This window comes from Flavobacterium sp. 9AF (genome assembly GCF_902506265.1).
GTDB lineage: Bacteria > Bacteroidota > Bacteroidia > Flavobacteriales > Flavobacteriaceae > Flavobacterium.
Window position 1 is genome coordinate 2,676,010 of record NZ_LR733556.1, and the last position, 23,472, is coordinate 2,699,481.

Genomic DNA, 23,472 nt, shown 5'->3' on the forward strand with positions numbered 1-23,472 from the left:
TTGGTTAATGTTTTAATTGGCTAAATGTTAAAATACTAATTTTGTATAGATGAACAAAAAAAGGTTTAGACTACTAGTATTCTTAATGAGTGTTTCACTCATTGGAATTATTTTAGTACAATTATACTGGATAAATACTTCTTTAAAGAAAAGTGAAGAAGAGTTTAAATTACATGTTCAACAGATAATTGTTAATGTTGCAGAAAATATAAACAATAAAGAATTATATTCTTTTTATAGGAAATATTATAAAATTAGAGATAGTATTGGTAAAGATCCAGAAGAAAAAACTTTGAAAGAATTTTTCTTTATGGAGCGAAATAAAAAAACAAATGAAACTATCATTTATACCAGTTCTTTAGTCTCACAGGATTATGGAATTAGTGGTTCGTTCTTTGATAAAAATGCAGATACAATTAAAGTTGGGAATATTTTAGCTAATAGGAAAACAGAAATTTATGCGGGTACTGCTTTAGACAATAGTTCTATTGAAATGAATAAAAAACCAGATATAACTATTGAAAAAAAAGGAAGTTTATCGACATTAGATGAAGCTAATTTTCAGTTGTTTTTTAAAGATATTGTTTCTCAAAGGCCTATTCAAGATAGAATTAGTAAAGAAGATTTAGATAAATTTTTAAAGAGTGAATTAGAAAAATATCAAATTAAAACACCTTATGAGTTTGCAATATATAGTAATGGTTTAGCAACGAAAATTCGTTCAGACCTTTTTAAATACGATAAAAAATCTACTTATGGAATTCCAGTATTTCAAGATAATGAAGGAATGAGTCAATATCAATTGCTGGTTACTTTTCCACAAAAAAGTAAGTTCTTTTTTTCATCTATTTTAAGTATAACGGTATTATCTATTTTATTTACATTAATAATTGTATTAACATTTTCAAGTGCATTAAATCAGTTAATAACTCAAAAACAAATATCTGAGATTAAAACTGATTTTATCAACAATATGACGCATGAATTTAAAACACCTATAGCAACGATTAATTTAGCACTCGATGCTATAAAAAATCCTAAAATTATTGAAGATAAAGATAAAGTTCAACGTTATCTTCAAATGATTAAAGATGAAAATAAACGTATGCATGCACAGGTTGAAAATGTGTTAAGAATATCTAAGCTTGAAAAAAAAGAATTAGATATTTCAAAAGAGCCAATGGATATTTTAAATATAATTGACAATGCTATTGAACATATAAGCTTAATTGTAGAAGATAGAAGTGGTCAAATAAAAAAGCATATAGATGCAAAAAGATCAACCATTTTGTTAAATGAAGTACACTTTACGAATGTATTGGTAAATATTTTAGATAATGCAGTAAAATATTCTCCAGGTGCACCAGTAATTGATATATATGTTGAAAATATTAAAGATTATATTGTTATAAAAATTAAAGATCAAGGTTCAGGAATGAGTAAAGTTGCTCAAAAAAGAGTATTTGAAAAATTTTATAGAGAACATACAGGAGATTTACATAATGTGAAAGGTCATGGTTTAGGTTTAGCTTATGTAAAACAAATTGTAGAAGATCATAACGGACAAATCTATGTTGAAAGTGAGAAAGGAAAAGGAAGTGTATTTGTATTAAAAATGCCCTTAATAAATTAGAAATATGGAAACAAGAAAAATTTTATTAGTTGAAGATGACCCCAATTTTGGTGCGATACTAAAAGATTATTTAATTATAAATGATTTTGATGTTACCCTAGCCAAAAATGGTATGGAAGGATTTGAAAAGTTTAAAAAAGACATTTACGATTTATGTATTTTAGATGTCATGATGCCTTACAAAGACGGGTATACTTTGGCTAGAGAAATTCGTGAAAAAAATCAGGAAGTCCCTATTATTTTCTTAACTGCTAAAACACTAAAAGAAGATGTTTTAAAAGGATATAAAGTAGGAGCTGATGACTATCTTAATAAACCTTTTGATTCTGAGGTTTTATTAATGAAAATTAAAGCTATTATTCAAAGAAAAGCTTCAGAAGTTAAACCAGATAATACAAAATTTGAATTTGAAATTGGTAAATTTCATTTGAATTCTAAATTACGCTTTTTGTCTTATCAAAAAGAAGAGCCTATTAAATTATCTCCAAAAGAATGTGAGTTATTAAAAATGCTTGCCTTACATGAAAATGATTTAATGCCTAGAGAATTAGCCTTAACAAAAATATGGAGAGATGATAATTATTTTACATCTAGAAGTATGGATGTTTATATTGCTAAACTAAGAAAATATATGAAACGCGATGAGAATGTAGAAATTTTAAACATTCATGGCGAAGGTTTTAGATTAGTAGTAAAAAAATAAAACCAAACCAAAAAAACAACAATAAAAAGCCCATTTGACAAAATAAAAAAAATGCTTCGAATTCTTTCGAAGCATTTTTTATAATTTTTCTTAATTCAACTTAAAATATCTCCTAAAATATTGGAAGTTAGTGGTTTAGTTATGTAGTCTTTTACTAAAAAATGATCTTTCGCTTTGTTTATATCTTCATCTTCAGTGGAAGAAGAGAGCATATATAACTTAATAGTGGTTGCATGACTTTCAAACTCTTGTTGAAATTCTTCCAAAAAATCCCAGCCACTTTTTATAGGCATAAAAATATCTATAAAAATGACATCTGGAATCCAAATATCTTTATTTTCCCTTAAAAATGTAATGGCATCAGATACATTATTTACAGACTTTACTTCTAAAGGTGTGCTACTTTGTTCAATTAATTTTCTATTTAAAAAATTGGTGACTTGATCGTCATCTATTAAAAGTATTTTTTTTATCATATATTTCTGGTTAAAATTAGGTAATAGAGTTAGATAAATTGATTATATTTAATATAACTTATTATAAATGTAAGATAAAATTGGTATTAAATAATTGTTAAGATATATATTTTACACAATTTTATTAACAATCCTAAGTGTTTTTTGTAGTAATTTCTAAAGTATAAGCTAACTTGTCTTCTTTGTAAATACTGTAAATAGCATTTTGATTTATTTCTTCTTTATAGATAATGGCTTCTTCATTCCAGTTGAACTCTTTTATAAAATTGATGTCTAAAGTAGCAATTTCTTGATTCAGTAATTTTTTTGGATTTTCAAAATCAAGACACCATTCCATATATTTTACATTATTTACATGATTTACAACATCTAAATCTGATAAAACCACTTTTCTTTTTCCAATAGTAGTTAAATTGAAACTAGAATCAATTTTTTTAGTAGGCACACGCGTTGCATTAGTATCAAATTTTTCAAAATGTTCATGTGGCAATGCTAAGGCTTCGGGTCTTCTACTTTGCGTATTGATCACAGCCCAAAAAGTTTCGCAACCTACAATTTTTTCATCATTCAGATACATTTCTAAACAACGAACCGAGCGTGAATTTTCTAAAGTTTTTATCCAAGTTTTGATCGTAACCACATCGCGCCATTTAGGAAGTTTTTTTATTTCCAAACGCATTCTGCTCATTACCCAAGCCTGGTTAAAGGCTTGCATATCTGTAAAACTAATGCCTCCCAAATCGGCATGAAGGCCAGCAGTTAATTGAAGTAAATTGCACAAATCGGTATATTTTAAATACCCATTAGGATAACAATGCAAAAATGTGATTTCTTGTTCTTGTTCTAAAATAGAGGTAAAGTTGGTTGAAATAGGCATTTATAATTGTAATTTGATGTAATTAATAATTTCCTGAACGTTGGTTTGGTAGGGAAACCATTTGGCATTTTCAGTTCGTTTAAACCAGGTAATTTGTCTTTTAGCAAAACGACGCGTATTTTTCTTAATTTCTTCAATGGCAAATTCTAAAGTTGTTTTCCCTTCAAAATAATCAAATAATTCTCTGTAACCAACAGTTTGTAGAGCATTTAGGCTTTTATAAGGTACCAATTGCTGTACTTCTTCTACTAAACCTTCATGTAACATCAAATCGACTCGCTTATTGATGCGTTCATACATTACCGCTCTGTCCGCTTCTAAACCAATGATAATAGGTGTAAAGTTTCTCGTATTCTTTCGTTTACCAATAAAACTCGAATAAGGTTGGCCACTTCCTAAACAAACTTCTATAAAACGTTTCATTCGTTGCGGATTTTGAAGGGTTTGTGGGTTTTCTGTTAGCAATGTATGGTAATAAGTAGGATCTAAGGTTTGTAATTGCTCTTGTAAATAGGAAATGCCTTCTTTGTCATAGTTCGCGTTAATTTGGTCACGAACAGTTGTTTCAATATCGGGAAAAGTATCAAAGCCTTTTAAAACGGCATCAACATATAAACCCGATCCACCCACCATAATTTGGATAGGATTCTTTTGAAAAAGTGTATCTAATTTGGCCAAGGCTTCTTCTTCAAATTCACCCACAGAATACGTTTCCTGTATGCTCTTATTTTGTATAAAATGATGTGGAGCAGCAGCTAATTCTTCCTTATTTGGAACTGCTGTGCCAATTCTCATTTCTTTAAAAAACTGACGGCTATCACATGAAAGAATTTCGCAATTAAAATAGTGTGCCAATTGAATGCTTAAGGCTGTTTTTCCAATAGCTGTGGGTCCTATGATAGTGATGAGGTAGTTTTTCAAAATATTACTGTTTAATTGTATTTAAAAATTATTGTCGTTTTAGCCCTGATGGGAACGGCATCCTGTCATTGCGAGGAACGAAGTAATGACAGATATAGTGTACAGCAGGATATAGCTCCAAATTAATCATCAGATAAGTTATTACCACAATTATAACAAAACTTGGCGTTTTCTTGATGCCCTTCAGCACCACAATCGGCACAAGGATTTTTGTTAACGAGAGCTAACTTTTGATCAGTTTTGGCTAATTCAGCCGAAACAATTCCTGTTGGTACAGCAATTACCCCGTAACCTAAGATCATAACTAAGGAAGCCAAAAATTGTCCTAAGGGTGTTACAGGGGAAATGTCACCATAACCTACTGTTGTTAAGGTTACTATGGTCCAATAAATACTGGTGGGTATGCTGGTAAAACCATTTTCTCGACCTTCTACCACATACATGATGGAACCAATGAGCACCGTACTGATTAAAACAAAATAAATGAATACCAAAATTTTACCTTTACTAGCTAGTAAAGCATCTTTTAATTGCTGGGATTGACCTGTAAACTGAGGATGATTCAATACTTTGAATAATCGTAATAAACGTAGGGAACGCACAATAGACAACACTCCTGAACCTGCGAAGACTTGAGCTAAATACATGGGTAACGTAGCGATAAGATCGATAATTCCGTAAAAGCTAAAAATGTATTTTAAAGGCTTGTTAATAGATATAATGCGCAAAAAATATTCTATGGTAAAAAAAATCGTAATTCCCCATTCTAATGCAATCCTGATGTCGTGATATTTGGTTTCAAAACTTTGGACTGTCTCCATCATGGTTAGCAAGATGCTGAGTAAAATAACACCTAATAAAATAAGATCAAATGCTTTGCCAGCTACGGTATTAGTACCATAAATAACTATATATGTTTTTTTTCTAAATGTTTGAAAAGTGCTTCTTTCTTTACTCATGATACAAATTTAATAGATTAAAAAGGAATCACTTTCATTACTTTATGTTTTCTTAAATAACCTTGAATAATATTTTTTGAATCGCGATTATTTTCCATGGGTATAATTATTTTTCTTAAAATATCTAAATTTGTTATTTGATAATTCAAATCATAAAAACAATACCCTTTGAGTGCTCCATTTTCTATTACAATTGCACTTCTTTCATCATGGGTTCTTCCTTTATCTATAATAATCATATTGCTTTTTCCAAATGTATTTTCCTGTATAAATAGGTTCACTCGAGTATTATATTCTTCAGGGTTTTCTTTATCGATACAAGCTCCATAGCATTGTTTCAAATCGTATTGGAAACAACCATTCTTAGTATCAAATAAACCGTTTATTTTTTGACAAAGGTTGTATTTTTCTGTAATTTTAAATAAGTAATTTTTGCCTTCTAGTAAGGAAGTAAAGTATGTGATTTCCTTTTTTCTACCATCAACTTTTTGAACGGTGATTTTGATATAGCCTTTTTCGTTTTTTTCAGCATACAAAGCCCAAGCAAATAAGGATTTTTTTAAGGATCGATTATAAGTAGGTTTATTAATTTTTATTTCTTCACTTTCTTTTAATAGTGCTATTAATTCGCTTCCTGTTTCTTCATAGGTAACTGTATATGCATCACGTTGAATTTTTTTGCTTTTATTTGAAGTTCCTGTAAAATGCTGATTGACTCTTTTTTTAATATTTTTACTTTTTCCAATGTAAATAAGGTCGCCTTTTTCATTATGTATGTAATAAATACCTGTTTTGGAAGGAACAGCTTCTACAATATCCAATAATTTAGGAGACATCCCTGCTTTAATTTCGGTTTTAATGAAACTTTTTAGGATTTCTTTTTCAGAATCTTTTGATTGTAAGAGTTTGAATAATTTTACTGTGGCCATAGCATCTCCATTAGCTCTATGTCTGTCTGCTATAGGAATGCCTAAGGAACGCACTAACTTTCCTAAACTATATGATGGTTGTTCTGGAATGAGTTTTTTTGCTAATTCTACTGTGCACAAGGTAGGTTTTTTAAAAGTATAACCTAATCTTCTAAATTCGGTGCTTAAAATACGGTAATCGAATGAAGCGTTATGTGCCACAATAATGCAGCCTTCAGTAATCTCAATAATTCTTTTGGCTACTTCATAAAATTTAGGAGCAGAACGCAACATAGCATTATTAATACCCGTTAATTTAACTACAAAAGGTTGTATGGGCTTTTCAGGGTTTACCAAGCTAATAAATTGGTCAATTACTTCGTGACCATCATATTTATAAATAGCAATTTCGGTAATACCTTCTTCATTGTATTGCCCACCAGTTGTTTCTATGTCGAGTATTGCGTACAAATTAAGTATTCAGTTGTTAATATTCAGTATTTTGAAAATTGACATATTTTCGCATTGACTTATTGATAATTTCGATTTCCAAATATACTACTTCCTATTCGAACCATGGTACTTCCACAAGAAATAGCCAATTCATAATCTCCCGACATGCCCATAGAAAGTATGTTCAAGTCCACATTATCACATGGAACAGCATCAAAATGCCTTTTTGAGCTATCGAAAAGCGCTTTTAAATGTTGAAATTCTTTTTGAATTTGAATTTGATTTTCTGTAAAGGTAGCCATTCCCATTAATCCTACTATTTTTATGTTCTCATACTTGTCATGCTGAACTTGTTTCAGCATCTCATTTAATTCCGTTTCATCTAATCCAAACTTCGTTTCTTCTTCAGCAATATGCATTTGTAATAAACAGGGAATAATGCGATTGTTTTTTGCCGCTTGTTTGTCAATTTCTTGTAATAGTTTTAAGCTATCAACACCATGAATTAGACTCACAAAAGGAGCCATATATTTCACTTTATTGGTTTGAACATGACCAATCATATGCCATTCAATATCTTTTGGCATTTGCTCATACTTTTCAGTCATTTCCTGGATTTTGTTTTCACCAAAAATACGTTGGCCAGCCTCATAAGCTTCCATTATATCTGAAACAGGTTTCGTTTTGGAAACCGCCACAAGTGTCACTTGTTGAGGAATCGTTTTTTTTATGTCGTTGAGATTAGTTGCTATGGACATTTTTACTATTTTGGATTAGTTGGACCGATGTTTTGCTTCGTTTTTCTAAAGTTACAATTCATACACAATCAAACCACTTCTAAATTTAGGTTCAATATACGTGCTTTTTGGAGGCATAATCAAATTATGATCGGCCAATGTTTTTATCTCTGAAATATCAGAAGGGTAGAGCATAAAACCTACTTCAAAATCTCCTTCATCAATCACTTGTTTAATTGTGGTAATGGATTGTTTTCCAGGGATGTATTCAATGCGTTCGTCATTACGTAAATCTCCAATTCCTAAAATAGGATGTAAAACCGTATTGTATAAAATTTGAGCATCTAAAGTATTCAAAATTGAATTTTCTGTGTTTTCTTGTAGGGGATGTTTGTAAAATAATGCATAAAAATTGCCATCCAAATACATACCGAATTCAAATTTATTTTCTGGTTTCCAAAGTTCTTGTTCTTTTGGCTTTACAATAAAATATTCTTCCAATAAAGTGAGAAAATTTGTTTTGGAATGTCCGTTTAAATCTCTAATAATTCGATTGAATTCATAAATTTTAACATTGCTTTCGGCAATTAAAAAACTCATAAAATATTCTAAATTTGGGTTGCCCAATTTCTTATCTTGCTCGTAAAGCATTTCAGCTGAAGCAGAGCGATGATGTCCATCAGCTATATATAGATTAGGTATATTCTCAAAATAGTCTTGTAGCCAATCGATATCACTTTGGGTATCTATTTTCCAAAGCGTATGTTTTTCTTTAGTAGTGGTCGTAAAAGCATAAATGGGTACGCTTTGTTTCTTTAATAACAACCAAGTATTAATTTCCACACTATCAGGATAGGTAATTAAGACAGGCTCGGTATTAAATTGGGTTTGATGTAAATAATCTTTGAATAATTCCACGCGATATTGTAAGGTGTCTTCGTGTTTTTTAATTACATCTTTTTGATAATCTTCAACAGAAGTTCCTGCAATTATACCTGTAAATGTCTGATTTTTTGTTTGAATTTCATAGACATAAAAAACCGCTTTTTCTTCTTGAATGAAGATGCCTTCGTTTTTAAAATCCTTGTATTTTAGAGCCACTCCTTTAAAGCGTTTGTCCCAACTAATTTTCTGCGAATGCGCATAGGCGGGATTAATTACATGCAAAAACGAATACGGATTGAAGTTCAGCCATGCGGCTAACTCGGCCGGACTATAATCGTCATAATTTCTGCAGGTAACCAAACCGATTTTATCCGATGCTGGTCTAACCGCTTTAAAAGGAATTATTTTACTCATAATTTAGTTAAAAATCAAAAGTCTAAAAGTCGAAAATGTAACTTTTAGACTTTTGACATTAGTCTTTACGACTTTATAAATTGTTTTGAAATTTTTTCTGCTTTTTTAACTTCAGCATAATCGTAGAAACCTTCTCCCGATTTTACACCTAATTTTCCTGCCATTACCATATTTACTAATAAAGGACAAGGTGCGTATTTTGGGTTTTTAAAGCCATCATACATAACGTTTAAAATAGAAAGACAAACATCTAAACCAATAAAATCGGCTAACTGTAAAGGTCCCATTGGATGTGCCATTCCTAATTTCATTACGGTATCAATTTCTGCTACACCAGCAACACCATTGTATAAAGTTTCGATAGCTTCATTAATCATTGGCATTAGGATACGATTCGCAACAAAACCTGGATAGTCGTTCACTTCTGTTGGTGTTTTTCCTAATTTTTCAGATAAGTTCATGATAATTTTGGTCACTTCATCAGAAGTATTGTAACCTCTGATAATTTCAACTAATTTCATGATAGGCACTGGATTCATGAAGTGCATTCCAATCACACGTTCAGGGTGTACTACTTGTGCTGCAATTTGTGTAATAGAAATGGAAGAGGTATTGGTAGCTAAAATCACATTATGATCACAAATGTCACTTAGCTGTTTGAAGATTTTTAATTTTAAATCTACATTTTCAGTAGCTGCTTCAACTACTAAATCACAACCCACAACACCATCTTTAGTATCGGTGTAGGTAATGATATTGCTTATCGTTTTTATTTTATCGTCTTCAGTAATACTGCCTTTGGCTACCATTCGATCTAAATTTTTAGCTATTGTGGTCATGCCTCTTTCAATTGCGGCTTCTGAGATATCTATTAATTTTACGGTAAATCCAGATTGTGCAAAAGTATGAGCGATTCCGTTGCCCATAGTTCCTGCACCTATAACTGCTATTTGTTTCATTGTATTAATTGAGTTTTGTTTTTTTAGTATATATTAAAAATGAGGTTAGGCCAGTAATTAACATCATGAAAAGTTCTAAAAACTTAGACTCTATTATAAGTTGAATGGTCAAGCCTAATAAAAAAAGTATACTTAAGATTTTAAAAAATAGTACTATTGAATTGACTATCATTTTAGCTTTTAAGGAGAGCTGATTTTTAATTTTTCTTACAAAAAATTGGACAGTCATGAATGCTACAATTATTCCAATACCTAAGCTGCATAAAATAAAAATGTTTCTTTCATTGCTGTCTTTATTAAATATAACTTGAATGAAAAAATAAATTACAACAAATAAAAAAGATAGAATTAAAAATGGTTTGATTCTTTTTGATATAAAAAATAAGAGAAAATCTTTTCTATTCATTATGATTTATTTTCCATCGATTCAATAATCATATAGGCTACACGTAAAGCTTCGGTACCATCTTCCAAGGTTACAATTGGTGTTGTATTATTGTTAATTGCATCTGCAAAAGTTTCTAATTCTTCTAAGATAGCATTATTAGCATTTACTTTAGGGTTGTCAAAATAGATTTGTTTTTTTATTCCTTCAGCATTTTGCAAAATCATATCAAAATCACCAGGTATTTCAGGTGCATCTTTCATTTTAACCACTTCACATATTTTCTCCAAATAGTCTACAGAAATGTAAGCGTCTTTTTGGAAAAATCGTGATTTACGCATGTTTTTCATCGAAATTCTACTCGAAGTCACATTGGCAACACAGCCATTTTCAAACTCAATTCGAGCATTAGCAATGTCTGGAGAATCCGATATAACAGCAACGCCACTAGCATTAACCGATTTTACTTTGGAACGAACCACACTTAAAATAGCATCAATATCATGAATCATTAAATCCAAAACTACGGGTACATCTGTGCCTCTTGGGTTAAATTCAGCTAATCGATGGGTTTCAATAAACATTGGGTTTTCAATTTTATCCTTTACAGCTTGAAACGCAGGATTAAATCGTTCTACATGACCTACCTGACCTTTTACATTATGTTTTTGTGCCAATGCAATGATTTTTTCAGCTTCTTCAACTGTATTTGAAATCGGTTTTTCTAAGAACACGTGCTTTCCAGCTTCAATTGATTTTACAGCACAATCATAATGAGAAAGGGTAGGAGTAACAATATCGACAACATCTACTTCGTTTATTAAGGCTTCAATAGAATCAAATTTTTTATAACCAAATTCGGTTGCTACTTTTTTTGCATTTTCTTCGAAAGGGTCAAAGAAACCAACTAATTGATATTTTGAAGATTGATTTAATAAACGCAAATGTATTTTTCCTAGATGACCAGCACCTAGAACTCCAACTTTTAACATAATAAAGTATTTTCAACAAAAATACATATTTGTTTGTAGTTTTTTAGAGACAGAATGTATTTTTTTTAAAGGTTATGACTTGTTTTTTGTGATTTTAACTCCTAATTTTACCCAAAACTAATAGCCTATAAATTGAAAGATACACCCAAACATCAAGGACTTAGAAATCAGCTTGCTAAATTATTAGAGCAAAAAGGAATAACAGATAAAAATGTATTGGATGCTATTAAAAAAATTCCGCGTCATCTCTTTTTAAATTCAAGCTTTGAAGATTTTGCTTATCAAGATAAAGCGTTTCCAATAGCTGCTGGGCAAACTATTTCTCAGCCTTACACCGTTGCGTTTCAAAGTCAGTTATTAGAAGTTAAGAGAGAACATAAGATTTTAGAAATTGGTACTGGAAGTGGTTATCAAACTGCTGTGTTGTGCACTATGGGAGCCAAAGTATATACCATAGAAAGACAAAACGAACTTTTTAAAATAACTTCTTTATTGTTACCAAAATTAGGAATTAGGCCCAAACATATTTCATTTGGAGATGGCTATAAAGGTTTGCCACAATATGCTCCTTTTGATAGTATTATTGTTACCGCTGGTGCACCTTATATTCCACCTGCATTAATGGCTCAGTTAAAAATAGGTGGAAAGCTAGTTATTCCATTAGGTGAAGAACATCAAATAATGACTTTACTTGTGAGAAAAAACGAATCTCAATTTGAAAAACATGAGTTTGGAGAATTTCGTTTTGTTCCACTTTTAGAAGATAAAAATTAGTATGATTTTTTAATTCGATCTAAATCTCTTTTGGTATCTCTTTCTTTCATCGTTTCCCTTTTGTCATAGTTCTTTTTACCACGACATAAAGCGATGTCTAGTTTGGCCAATCCTTTTTCATTAGTAAATAATCGTAAAGGAATAATTGTCAACCCTTTATTATCACTATCTTTTTGTAGTTTTTTTAACTCTTTTCTATTAAGTAATAGTTTTCTTTCGCTTTTTGCTCTATGATTGTAATGTGTTCCGTAAAGATATTCTTCAACTGTGGAATTAATTAAAAACAGTTCGTTATTATTAAATTCACAGAAACTTTCTGCAATAGAAGCTTTGCCTAAACGGATTGATTTAATTTCTGTTCCAGTCAAAACAATTCCAGCAGTATATCTATCGATTAATTCATAATCGAATTTGGCTCTTTTGTTGAGTATGTTTATCGTCTTTTGCATGGGATTGCAAATGTAATCCAAATAATTATATTAAGAAATTTTTGTATAAAATATTCCTGAGTATTGGTAATTGTTGTGTTTTTAAAAATAATTATAAAAAAATATTGAATATTTATTTTTTTATATTAAAAATTATTAAATTCGTAAACCTAACAACAAACAAATTAATATGAAAAAAACTATTTTCAGGATATGCTTTTTAGCATTTCTAGGTTTATCTATTTCTTGTACAGAAGATGCTGTTGAGAATAACACATTAGAAGAAGTTCAAAATTTCAATCAAGAATTGTTAACGACAAGACAAATTAATGATGAGATAAAAGCAACTTTACAAAGCACTGGAAAATTTTATTGGAAAAATGCTTCGCTTCAAATGTTATGGAGTGCTACTCAACACGGTCAAAATCTTGTTACGATAGGGTATGGAATTAATAATTCTGATTTTGAAAAATCTTCATCAAAATCTTCAGACATTGAGAAACAATTATTAAGTATTATTTCAAACAACGAAAATAATCCCTCTGAAAAAATATTAATCTATAGTGATCCAGTTTTAAATATTATAGATGTTATTGTTAAAGATCAAAAAACCTTATATGCGTTAAGAAATAATAAGAATGTAAGATATATTGAACCGGGAGATTATCATTTTTTTCAATATGAAGAAGAAAATGGAGCTATGAAAAGCTCAAGTTCAGGGTCTTCTGGATGCGGTTATGATGCTGCAACGTTAAGTTCAGCTGATTATACTACAGTTACTCCAAATGCTAAAGTTCCTTGGAGTTTTTATCAACATAACATTCCTAGTGCATGGAGCAAAAGCACCGGTTCAGGAGTTACAATTGGCGTAATAGATTCTGGTCTTTCTCCAAACCAATCTTTACTAGGAAGTAATTTCAATAATGGTGATTCAAGTGGTAGAACTGTTCAAAAATTTGGTACTTATGTTGATTCTATTTGGCCTTGGTCAACTTCTACAGATGGCCCTAACGATCAATGTGGTCATGGGACAAGTATGAACGCTACAGCTACAGCTCCGAGAAACAATAAAGGGTTACCAGTAGGAGTAGCTTATAATGCAAACCTAATTTCATATAGAGCGGCTGCAAATGTAGTTTTGGATGGTTATCATGAACAAAAAGGGGTGCAAAATGCCTTTACTGGTTTAGGAAATAACTCTTCTGTAAAAATTATTTCAATGTCTATGGGACATATTTTCTCTGTTGGAAGAATTGAAGATGGAGTTAAATATGCTTATGGGAAAGGAAAATTAATTTTCTGTGCAGGAGGAACTTCTACTAGTTTTACCAATTTTGTAGGTGTAATTTTTCCTGCTTGGATGAGTGAAACAGTTGCAGTCACAGGAATTAAAGAAGGATCGGGTTACAATAAATGTTCTAATTGCCATTCAGGTAGCGAAATCGATTTTACTGTGGTTATGGAAAGATCCAGTTCTGGAAATAATACCCCTGTATTAAGTTATTATGAAAATCAATCTGATTATGTAGGTGGATCTTCTGTAGCTACAGCAACTACTGCAGGAATGGCTGCATTAGTATGGTCAAAAAATCCAAGTTGGAATAAAGATCAAGTATTAAATAAACTAAAACAATCATCTTCTTTATACCCTAATAAGAGTTCTGAATATGGTTATGGCAATATAAATGCTTCGCTAGCAGTACAATAGTTTCATTCAATTATTAATTCTAAAAAGACCGTTTTAAATAAAATTAAAGCGGTCTTTTTTATTTGTTTTTGCAAAGTGATTGTTTTTTTTGTATATTTAATATTATTAACCCCAAATATTTTCTCATTATGACATTAGAATGCCAACAAATTGACAAAGAATTTATTAATTCATTGCATTTTCCTAATACAGAAGTATTACAAGAAAAAGAAGAAGTTGTTCAGCGTAAGAACGACCTTGAAAGAGCATTGGCTTTAGGGAATTTGGAACATCTTAAGATGAAAATTTATTTTGAAGATGATACCAGTTTAAAAATGACCGAGACAACGATTTGGGGAGTAACAGATAATCGAATTATTTTGAAGCAAGGAGTAGTTATACCTTTAAACCGAATTCACAAAATAATTTGATTAAATGGAAAGAGCTGTTTTAAAAAAACAGCTCTTTTTAGTTAGTATAGTTTTATAAAAAAGGAACATTCAAATTTGCTATTTGGGGGTAATAATTGAATGCCTGCTTTGTTTAATATATTACCATCAGTTTCTATATCATCTGCATGACCGTACCATGGTTCAATACATAAAAAAGGAGCGTTATCTTTGGTCCAAATGCCTAAATAAGGGAAACCTTCAAATGATATTTTTAACATAGGATTTCCTTGATGCATTACAATAACTTCAGAAGAATGTAAATTTTTAAATACTAATGCATCTTCTTTAAATAAATTATAATTTAGAGGAATAATTCCGTTATTTGATTGAATGGTTTTAGTTTTACCTGAAAACAAATCATTTAAAAGTAGATGACTTTTAAATGTATCGTCTTTATTAAAATGTAAATCATATTCTTCAATAGGATGGGATAGGGCAAAAGCGGGATGCGCTCCAATTGAAAAAGGTAAATCAAAAGTATTAGCATTATAAACTTTATAATTTACTTTTATACCAGTAGCAGTTACTAAATAACCAATTTGTAATTCAAATTGAAAGGGATACTTTTCCAAGGTTTCTTCATTATGTGTAAAAGAAAAAATAACTTCGTCCTCTTTTTGATGTACAATTGAAAAGTCATTATCTCTGGCAAAACCATGCCTTGAAAGTTTATATTCTTTATTACCATAAACATAAGTGTCATTTTTTAATCTGCCAACAATAGGAAACAAAACGGGAGATGTTTTATTCCAAAATTGTGTATCCACTTCCCAAATGTAATTTTTATCATCTTTGTAAAGTGTCACTAATTCTGCACCAAAAGTTGAAATGGATGCTGAAATGTTTTTATTTTTTAATGTTACTATCATCTTATTCTTCTGCTAACCCTTTCCAGTTTCTAATAGCTGTAGAAAGAAAGAAAAGTAAAATTACAATAAATACAAAGTTAAAACACCACATATCTAAAAAATGTTCTCTTAACCACTCACGCTCTTTTGAAGGATTAATGTAATTGTCATTTTTGTCATAATACGCTAATACTAGAATATAAATAATAGGAATAAAAAATGAAAATGACCAAAGTAGTATATTTAATACTATGCGACTTAATTTTACAGACTGGCGTGAATAAAGAATCGATAAAAAATAAATTGAAGATGCCATGATTATTAGTAGTATAAAAATAATATAAGTTATTTCACTACTACTTAATGCAGAAAAGATTCCAAAGATAATGTTTAGAATTCCAGTCGTTATTAAAGCGATTAACCAGCTTTTACCTGATGTGATTCTAAATGAAAAAACCAATAAAGATAAACCTAAACCTAAGTATAAATAAATAACAGTTTCTTTGCCATCAAAATAAGGATTCACATGAGCATCAGAAACAATATCATATTTTTCTTTTAATACATTTTGTTGGATGTAAAATTTTGAATATTTTGAATTCTCATATTTTTGATAAGGTTGCTGATAGCTTTCTTCATATCTATTATAAGGTTCATATTCACCATAATCTTTTAATTGAGGTTTGATATATTGAAATTTCACAAAATCGGGACTATTGTAAGTTATTTCAAACCATTTTTCTAAAGTTAGATTTGTTTCTAAATGATGTTCCTTTAAAATTTTTAAATGGCTTTCCATTAAGTTTTTAACAGCTACTATATCATGAGTATGTAGCCAATTTTGAACAGTAATTCTTTGAATGGAATCTTCTTCTTCTGTATTTATTTTAAAATCAAAAATATTACGATTCACTAATGAATATTGATTATATTTTTTGCCTTTGAAAAGAACATAATCGAAATAAATATAATCTTGCCTTCCTGTATATTGATTGTCTTTATATAAATCAACTTTATTCCCTAAACTGTCAATAAGACCTGAAGCTAAAGAGTCAATTTCAGTGGCTCCAAAACTGCCATCTATAAAAAAATCGGCATTACTGATGATGCGACATCTGTTTTTAGTTTCTTCTAAAGAGAAATAACTTTTTTGATGGAGTTGTTTTCCAAAATGGAAGGGCAAATAGAAAGAAGTTAATAGTAAACAAATGATAAAAATTTGAAGCCATTCATAAAAAATAGCTTCTTTCGATTTTTTATAAAATGATTTTAAGGCATTATTTTTAAAATAAAATACGAGCCAAAGAATAATAGTTATAATGCTGAATAATATACCAAATAAAACAGTAAAAGTTTCTAAATTAATATTTTGTTGATTAGAAAAATCTATCGTTCCATCAATATAACCTAAAGTAAAATAAAGTAAATGAAAGAGTATTCCAAGAATAAGCATAGGAATAAATTTTGTATTCCAAAGCAAAGGATATTTTAATAGAAGTTGTTTCTGTATGTTTTTTAACATGTGATTTAGGAATTAATTGACAAAGAAGCGACGGGTAGAATTAGATATATTTCGCATATAAGAAATAGAAACATGATGATGGATTAGGGTTTTCATGAACTCATTTATCGTAATATTTTCTGGGAATGTAGCAATGTATGTTCCTCCGTTTTGTTCCAATGAAATAATACTCAGGCTATTAAAAATAGTTTTTAAATCACTTATACTTGTGGGGCTTTCAAATTCAATAATGCAATTCTTGATATTATTATTTTCTGTGTTCAAATTTTTCTGAAAACCTTGCTTTAAAAATACGACTTGATTTGATGTTTTTTCTACTTCATACAATTGTTGGGAGCTTAAAACAATGGCAATAGGTCGAAAAGGAGAATTAGCAATATTTCTAAAATCATCTAATATCGTTTGCTGAGCCAAAATATCTAGATTTGCCAAAGGTTCGTCAATTAAAAGAATTTTGGGTCTTCTAAGTAGCATTCGAGCTAGTTCAAAACGCATTTTATATCCAGAAGATAATCCACTCCAGTTATGATTTCTAAATTTTCGTAACCCTAAACGAGTAATTATTAAATCGATAACAACATTGTTTTCTTCAGGTAAATAACCGTAGCAACTAGCAGTAAATTCTAGATTTTCATACATACTACCTCTCCATGTTTCTGTTCTTTGTGGAATATAAACTAGTTTTGTTCGCAAATCATACAAATCATCATAATCAAAATGGTACTTTATACTTCCTTCAGTAGGAGTAAGTTCACCACACAAACTTCTTAAAAGAGTTGTTTTTCCGTTACCATTTTCTCCAACTAGACCAATAATTTCACCTGTTTTAATTTCCAATTGAATAGGACCAAGTGAAAAACTTGAGTTGTATCTTTTTTTTAGGTTGTGGACCGTTATGATAGTTTGATGCTCTGAAATATTTTTAAGACTTAAAAAAGAATGTAATTCAAGTAGTAAAGTTTCTAACTTTATTTTTTTTTCAGTTAGATTATTTTCGTTAGTGTCTAACCAATTTAAAAAAGCCGTAGTTTTTTTATAAAAGATAATGTCTTCTGTGTCTAAAGTGAAATCGATAATTCTTTTTACCACAGCATTGAAGTCTTCAAATTGAAGCAACTCTTTTATTTCTTTGAATTGTTTTTCAAATACATTCATGTTATTTAGAAGTATGATGTTTTTTTAATAAACTATAATGTACACTATCTAAAAATTCGCCATTATGAAAGCAATTTTCAATAAAATGAGCTTCTTTTTTAAAGCCATTTTTCTCCAAAACTTTAGCTGAAGCAATATTTCTTGGGTCGATGATTGCTTCTACAGAATGTAATCCCATTTGTCCAAACCCATAATTTAATAGGATTTGGATAGCTTCAGTAATATAACCTTTGTTTTGATATTCAGGTAAAAGCATATAACCAATTTCAGAACGGTAATTGTCTAATTCTGTTCTATAAAACCCGATTAGAGAAATTAGTTTATCTTTTCCTTTTTCAGTTACAGCCCAATTGATTGCTTCATTGGCTTCAACTTTATCTTGAATCATTTTTATATGAGCCATCGCTTCTTCTAAATTGGTTACCAAGGGCCTTGGAATATATTGCATAAGTTCAGGATTGCTTCTTAAAGCAAAAATTTCGTTAACATCTGTTTGTTGAAGAGCTCTAAAATGTAATCGTTCAGATTCTAAAATAGGAAAAGGCGAGAAGTTAAGTTGTAGCATATTAGATGTATATTGTCTTAAGTAATTGAATTTTTAGTTGCTATTGTAAAAGTCTTGTTTTTTAAGTAAAAAAGTAAACTTTGGATTTAAACAATATTACAAAATAATTGATATATAAAGAAAAGTCACTTAGAAATTTATTTCTAAATGACCATTCAAACATAAATTATTTGGAGAGAGAAATCTTATTTACGATGCAACACTAGGGTAGAAATTATTTTCACAATAGGTTTTGTAAGCATTTCTAATCATTTTTTTAAACTCTAGTGGAATTATATTTTCTGGAATTCGTCTTAATTTTTTTAATGATAGATTTTCTTCAATAAGAAACTGTACATGATTGTCTTCATCTAATTGAGTACTCACAATAGTTATTTCATCCATATTGTGAACAACACTGTTCATTTGTACTCTTTTATTGTTTTGATAATTGATATCAAAACTTTGGTAATTTTGTGTTACTTTAGAGAAATCGAAAGTGATGTAAAGCCCGCTCATAATTTCTCTATCGACAAGAAAACCTGTCATCTTTCCGGCATTGTTTAGGATGCTAATTTTTAAATTTCTCATAGTGATTCATTTTAATTGGTTATTTGGTTAACTAGCAATAAAATGATACTCTTGAAAAGATTTTTACACCTTCATTACCAAAGTTAATTTATAGACAAGGATTTAGCAATACGTATTTATACGTATTTTTGGGCTTTTTTAGTACGTATTTATACGTATTTTTTACAAAATGCCTTCTAGTAAGGTGTTTTTTTGATAAAAAAAAAACTCCCATTTACATGAGAGTAATATGGGAGTGAAATTTTATAAAATGGAAATAAATTAGATGTCTCTAAGTTTAATTAATTTTTCTTTCCAAAGTTTTAATTCTTCTTTATGTCTTTCGATACTTTTTTGAACTTCTTTAATCAAAGGATTTTCTCCTTTTGAACTAGAACTTATGAATTGGATGTTGTTTTCTAATTGAAAAATTTCATTTTGAACTTCGTCAATTTTTTTTCTAATAAAGAATTGTTCTTTTTCTAAAGATCTATTATCTTCATTTTCAACCCATTGATCCAATTTAGCATTGAACTTCATCATTTCTGTGTCCTTTTTAGATAGACTTAATTTTTCAAATAAAGCATCTAAAATTTTATTAAATTTACCTTCAATGTGTCTTCTGTTGAAAGGAACTTTACCCAATGATTTCCATACTTCAATATGTGCTTTAATTGCTTCTAAATCTGTCTTGTGATTACCCGTTAATTCAAATGATTTTAAATTTTCTAGATATTCTTTTTTATCATCAAAAGCTTTAATTTCATCTTCATTTTCTGCATTTCTTACGGTATGCATACGGTCGAAATAATGGTTGCAGGCATCTTTAAAATCTTTCCAAATTTTATCCGAGAATTTGCGAGGTACATGGCCTATTTTTTTCCAATCTTCTTGAATTTGCTTCATTATTGGAGTAGTTGCTCTAAAGTCTTCACTATCTTTTAGAGCTTCTGCCTTTTCTACTAAAGCTAGTTTTTTGTTTAGATTTTCTTGTTGTTCATGCTTTATGTCCTTGTAAAAAGCATTTTTATTTACATTGAAATTTCTAACAGCTGTTTTAAATTCTGCCCAAGTATCTTCTGTAATTTCTGCAGGAACTTTTCCAGCTTTAAAGAAGCTTTCTCTTAGGGCTTCCATTTTTTTAATTTGAGATTGCCATCCATTGTGTGATTGAATTTCTTCATTCCCTAGACCAACAATTTGGGCAATAATTTCTTTTTTCTTAGCTAGATTTTCAACTTCTCTTTCTTTTGCTTCACCAAAAAAGGCTTCTCTTCTATCATGAATTTGTTTGGTAATTTCGCTAAATTCATTCCATACAGCTTCTCTATGTTCTCGATCTACTGGGCCAATTTCTTCTTTCCAAACACGATGTAGTAATTGTAGTTCGCGAAATGCTTTTAAGATGTCAGCTTCATCTAATAATGTTTTTGCACGTTCGATAATAGCTAGCTTTTGTTCTAAATTGTTTTTAAAATCTTGATCACGAGCCTCTTTATCTAAGTGAATCAAATCATAGAAACGTTCAATATGAAAATGGAAGTTGTTCCAAACAATGTTATATTTGTCTCTTGGTATTGCACCTGCTGCTTTCCATTGCTCTCTAATTTCGTTCAATTTCTTAAACATATCAGCAATAGAAAGTGTTTCATCAGTACCGTCAACTAAATTTTTTAGTTCTTCAATAATCTCATTTCTTACAGCTAAATTGTTTTTTAAATTCTTTTGTAATTGATTGTAATGATTATTTCTATTGGTTTTATAATCTTCGTAAACGGCATCAAATTTATTTTTTAGTGGAAAATGATATTCAAAAACTGCAGTTTCATCAGTATTAGATTCATTAAATTCATCTCTTTTTTCATCAATTAAATGATGGTATTGATTCATAAATGATTTTCTAATTTCTTCTACGTGATCTTTGATAGCCATTACTTTGTGATTATGAACTAACTTATCTAGTTCATTAGTTAGCTCTTCCATAGTAAGGGAATCATAGTCAAGCATAGGGATAATATGTTTATCCTGAATAGAGTCGTCTTCATTTTCTTCTGCATTAGAATTGTCAATTTCATCTAATGCGGATGTATTAATTGTGATTACATTCTCTTGAGACTCTTGCTCGTTTTTTCCGTCTGCGTTTTGCAGGTTATCATTCTTTTCTTCTAACATCTTTACATGCTTAAGGTTACTAATTGCGACCGAAGATACTAAAGGATGTGCAAAATTCAAAGAAAAACCTGTATTTTATGTGTAAGTACACTGTAGGTTTTTTTTGAGTACTATTTTTCTGTAATTCATTTAGAATGTAAGAGCAATTTAAGATAGCTTATAAATAAGGTGTTTTTTTAAAAGTGCAATAAAAAAATAGTGCTAAAATTATTTCTTAGATTTTTATAAAGAATCTTATAAATTTCTACTGTTGAGATTAACCATTCCAAATGCTCCAAGCTTTTTCTGCTTGAAAAACAAGCATCTCATAGCCATTTTTAGTTTTAGCTCCTTGCTCTTTTGCTTTTCTTAAAAAAGTAGTTTCTTCAGGATTGTAAACTAAATCAAAGGCAATGTGGTTTTTTGAAAAAAAGGAATAATCTAACGAAGGAGCATTGTCAACATTAGGATGAGTACCTATAGGGGTTGTATTAACAATGATTTGATATTCATCAAAAATATCTTTTGTTAATTCTTCATAAGAGAATTGAAATTCATTTGGGGTACGAGAAACAAAATCATATTCAATTTTTAATTTTTTAAATGCAAAAGCAACGGCTTTGCTAGCACCGCCAGTTCCTAAAATGAGTGCTCTTTTATGACCATCTTCTAGCAAAGGTTTAATCGCTTTTTTAAATCCATAATAATCGGTATTATGACCTTTTAGTTTTTTCTTTTTTGAAATAGTTATGGTATTAACCGCACCAATTGTTTTTGCATTTTTTGATAATTTATCTAAGTAAGGAATTATTTCTTCTTTGTAAGGAATAGTTACATTTAAACCCTTTAAACCTTTTATTTCAGATAAAAGCTTAGGGAATTCTTTTATATTTTGAATATCGAAATTTAAATATTCGCAATTGTCGAAATGAAGTAATTGAAATTTTTCAGTAAAGTATTTTCTTGAAAAAGAATAATTAATATTTTTTCCAATTAAACCAAACTTGATTTGTTTTTTGTTTTTCTTTTTTTTGGACATACTTCATTAATTTTTACCTAATCGAGTAGCTATCTTTTCTAATCCGAAAATTAGCATAAATCCACAAATTACCATAATTATAGCTGTTAAAATTTGTGGGTCACCTTGAAAGTTTTGAGGAAAAATACTTTTTTCTATAAAAGGAACCGTTTCCCCATGACTATTAGTTCGATACTCTAATATATCTTTCCAAGGCCATATTTTGTTTAAGGAACCAATCATGAATCCAATTAATAAAGCAAGTGTAGTATTTTTGTGCTTAGAAAACATCCATTTTAATACTTTTGAAAATAATTTTAGTCCTATAACTGCACCAATTGCAAATGTGATCAATTTTAATAATGCTTGACCAATGATTTCAAAATCCATATTTGAAATCCCTTCTCTAAATTGATTTATTGTACCAATGACAGTTTGATATGAACCCATAAGCAGTAAAATAAATGCGCCCGAAACTCCTGGTAAAATCATAGCTATTATGGCAATGAATCCTGATAAAAAGAGATACCAATGACTGTCAGGTGATTCTGTAGGTCTAGCAATGGTGATATAATATGAAATTGTGACACCAATTAAAAGTGAAAGAATGGCTTTCCATGACCAATAGGATACTTCTTTCCAAATAAATAAAATGCTAGCTAAAACTAACCCAAAGAAAAACGACCATACTAATATAGGCTTAGTTTCCAATAAATAGGTAATTATTTTAGAAAAAGTCAAAATACTTGTTCCAATACCTAGCAATAGAAAAAATAAAAAATTTCCATTTATAGCAGCCCAAGTTGCTTTTATGCCATTTTTTTTTATACTTTTTAAAGTAGAAAAATTAATTTTATCTATGCTGTCAATTAATTCTTCATAAATACCAGATATAAAAGCTATGGTTCCTCCAGAAACGCCAGGTACAACATCAGCTGCGCCCATAGCAAGACCTTTTAAAGCTACTAATAAATAATCGGGATAAAGTTTTCTCATATTGTCAAAATAAATGCCATTCAGA

The 23,472-nt window shown here is 29.7% G+C and carries 23 protein-coding genes; 5 read left to right on the forward strand and 18 right to left on the reverse strand.

Annotation, left to right across the window (positions count from 1 at the left end; genetic code table 11):
- Window positions 1-49 precede the first annotated feature (49 nt).
- A complete protein-coding gene (locus HALO113_RS12240; protein ID WP_159779284.1) occupies window positions 50-1,633 on the forward strand; it encodes a sensor histidine kinase KdpD in 1,584 nt (527 codons plus the stop codon).
- A gap of 4 nt (window positions 1,634-1,637) precedes the next feature.
- Window positions 1,638-2,336, forward strand: coding sequence for a response regulator transcription factor (locus tag HALO113_RS12245; protein WP_159779285.1), 699 nt, complete (start codon window positions 1,638-1,640; stop codon window positions 2,334-2,336).
- 95 nt (window positions 2,337-2,431) lie between these two features.
- On the opposite strand, the gene HALO113_RS12250 is transcribed toward HALO113_RS12245, so the two are convergent.
- From HALO113_RS12250 to HALO113_RS12290, 9 genes are all read right to left on the reverse strand, one after another.
- On the reverse strand, window positions 2,432-2,812 hold the full coding sequence (locus tag HALO113_RS12250) for a response regulator (RefSeq protein ID WP_159779286.1): 381 nt from the start codon (window positions 2,810-2,812) through the stop codon (window positions 2,432-2,434).
- Between the two features lie 133 nt (window positions 2,813-2,945).
- Window positions 2,946-3,689, reverse strand: coding sequence for an acyl-[acyl-carrier-protein] thioesterase (locus HALO113_RS12255; protein WP_159779287.1), 744 nt, complete (start codon window positions 3,687-3,689; stop codon window positions 2,946-2,948).
- Window positions 3,690-4,610 (reverse strand): tRNA (adenosine(37)-N6)-dimethylallyltransferase MiaA, encoded by a 921-nt coding sequence (gene miaA / locus HALO113_RS12260; protein WP_159779288.1) that lies wholly within the window; start codon window positions 4,608-4,610, stop codon window positions 3,690-3,692.
- Between the two features lie 122 nt (window positions 4,611-4,732).
- Window positions 4,733-5,569 (reverse strand): ion transporter, encoded by an 837-nt coding sequence (locus tag HALO113_RS12265; protein ID WP_159779289.1) that lies wholly within the window; start codon window positions 5,567-5,569, stop codon window positions 4,733-4,735.
- Window positions 5,570-5,586: 17 nt separating this feature from the next.
- Entirely contained in the window at window positions 5,587-6,948 is a 1,362-nt protein-coding gene (locus HALO113_RS12270) for an exonuclease domain-containing protein (RefSeq protein ID WP_159779290.1), read from the reverse strand.
- Window positions 6,949-7,007: 59 nt separating this feature from the next.
- Window positions 7,008-7,688 carry a YggS family pyridoxal phosphate-dependent enzyme gene (locus HALO113_RS12275; RefSeq protein WP_159779291.1) on the reverse strand — a complete coding sequence of 227 codons (681 nt, stop codon included), beginning with the start codon at window positions 7,686-7,688 and terminating at the stop codon, window positions 7,008-7,010.
- A gap of 51 nt (window positions 7,689-7,739) precedes the next feature.
- The gene (locus HALO113_RS12280) at window positions 7,740-8,966 is read right to left on the reverse strand and encodes a DUF1015 domain-containing protein (RefSeq protein WP_159779292.1); all 1,227 of its coding nucleotides are present in this window, start codon (window positions 8,964-8,966) and stop codon (window positions 7,740-7,742) included.
- Between the two features lie 65 nt (window positions 8,967-9,031).
- The gene (locus tag HALO113_RS12285; protein ID WP_159779293.1) at window positions 9,032-9,925 is read right to left on the reverse strand and encodes a 3-hydroxyacyl-CoA dehydrogenase family protein; all 894 of its coding nucleotides are present in this window, start codon (window positions 9,923-9,925) and stop codon (window positions 9,032-9,034) included.
- A 405-nt stretch (window positions 9,926-10,330) separates the two neighbouring features.
- A complete protein-coding gene (locus tag HALO113_RS12290; RefSeq protein ID WP_159779294.1) occupies window positions 10,331-11,302 on the reverse strand; it encodes a Gfo/Idh/MocA family protein in 972 nt (323 codons plus the stop codon).
- Between the two features lie 132 nt (window positions 11,303-11,434).
- Here HALO113_RS12290 and HALO113_RS12295 point away from each other — a divergent pair, with 132 nt between their 5' ends.
- On the forward strand, window positions 11,435-12,076 hold the full coding sequence (locus HALO113_RS12295; protein ID WP_159779295.1) for a protein-L-isoaspartate(D-aspartate) O-methyltransferase: 642 nt from the start codon (window positions 11,435-11,437) through the stop codon (window positions 12,074-12,076).
- On the opposite strand, the gene smpB is transcribed toward HALO113_RS12295, so the two are convergent.
- Window positions 12,073-12,525 carry an SsrA-binding protein SmpB gene (gene smpB, locus HALO113_RS12300; RefSeq protein ID WP_159779296.1) on the reverse strand — a complete coding sequence of 151 codons (453 nt, stop codon included), beginning with the start codon at window positions 12,523-12,525 and terminating at the stop codon, window positions 12,073-12,075. The two genes, HALO113_RS12295 and smpB, sit on opposite strands and share 4 nt — an antisense overlap.
- A gap of 169 nt (window positions 12,526-12,694) precedes the next feature.
- On the opposite strand from smpB, the gene HALO113_RS12305 reads away from it, so the two are divergent.
- Both HALO113_RS12305 and HALO113_RS12310 read left to right on the forward strand, forming a co-directional pair.
- Window positions 12,695-14,212: a S8/S53 family peptidase gene (locus HALO113_RS12305; protein ID WP_159779297.1), complete on the forward strand. Its 1,518-nt coding sequence runs from the start codon at window positions 12,695-12,697 to the stop codon at window positions 14,210-14,212.
- Window positions 14,213-14,340: 128 nt separating this feature from the next.
- Complete coding sequence (locus tag HALO113_RS12310) at window positions 14,341-14,622, forward strand: hypothetical protein (protein ID WP_159779298.1); 282 nt, start codon at window positions 14,341-14,343, stop codon at window positions 14,620-14,622.
- A 41-nt stretch (window positions 14,623-14,663) separates the two neighbouring features.
- On the opposite strand, the gene HALO113_RS12315 is transcribed toward HALO113_RS12310, so the two are convergent.
- The 8 genes from HALO113_RS12315 to HALO113_RS12350 form a co-directional block, all read right to left on the reverse strand.
- Window positions 14,664-15,512, reverse strand: a complete 849-nt coding sequence (locus HALO113_RS12315; RefSeq protein WP_159779299.1) for an aldose 1-epimerase family protein — start codon at window positions 15,510-15,512, stop codon at window positions 14,664-14,666.
- Window position 15,513: 1 nt separating this feature from the next.
- Window positions 15,514-17,013 (reverse strand): hypothetical protein, encoded by a 1,500-nt coding sequence (locus HALO113_RS12320; RefSeq protein ID WP_159779300.1) that lies wholly within the window; start codon window positions 17,011-17,013, stop codon window positions 15,514-15,516.
- Between the two features lie 12 nt (window positions 17,014-17,025).
- On the reverse strand, window positions 17,026-18,168 hold the full coding sequence (locus tag HALO113_RS12325; RefSeq protein WP_159779301.1) for an ATP-binding cassette domain-containing protein: 1,143 nt from the start codon (window positions 18,166-18,168) through the stop codon (window positions 17,026-17,028).
- Window position 18,169: 1 nt separating this feature from the next.
- Window positions 18,170-18,733: a GNAT family N-acetyltransferase gene (locus HALO113_RS12330; protein WP_159779302.1), complete on the reverse strand. Its 564-nt coding sequence runs from the start codon at window positions 18,731-18,733 to the stop codon at window positions 18,170-18,172.
- Window positions 18,734-18,922: 189 nt separating this feature from the next.
- A complete protein-coding gene (locus HALO113_RS12335; RefSeq protein ID WP_159779303.1) occupies window positions 18,923-19,303 on the reverse strand; it encodes a hypothetical protein in 381 nt (126 codons plus the stop codon).
- A gap of 261 nt (window positions 19,304-19,564) precedes the next feature.
- Window positions 19,565-21,454 (reverse strand): DUF349 domain-containing protein, encoded by a 1,890-nt coding sequence (locus HALO113_RS12340; protein WP_159779304.1) that lies wholly within the window; start codon window positions 21,452-21,454, stop codon window positions 19,565-19,567.
- Between the two features lie 256 nt (window positions 21,455-21,710).
- A complete protein-coding gene (locus HALO113_RS12345) occupies window positions 21,711-22,472 on the reverse strand; it encodes a shikimate dehydrogenase (protein WP_159779305.1) in 762 nt (253 codons plus the stop codon).
- Window positions 22,473-22,478: 6 nt separating this feature from the next.
- Window positions 22,479-23,447, reverse strand: coding sequence for a DUF368 domain-containing protein (locus HALO113_RS12350; protein WP_159779306.1), 969 nt, complete (start codon window positions 23,445-23,447; stop codon window positions 22,479-22,481).
- Window positions 23,448-23,472 lie beyond the last annotated feature (25 nt).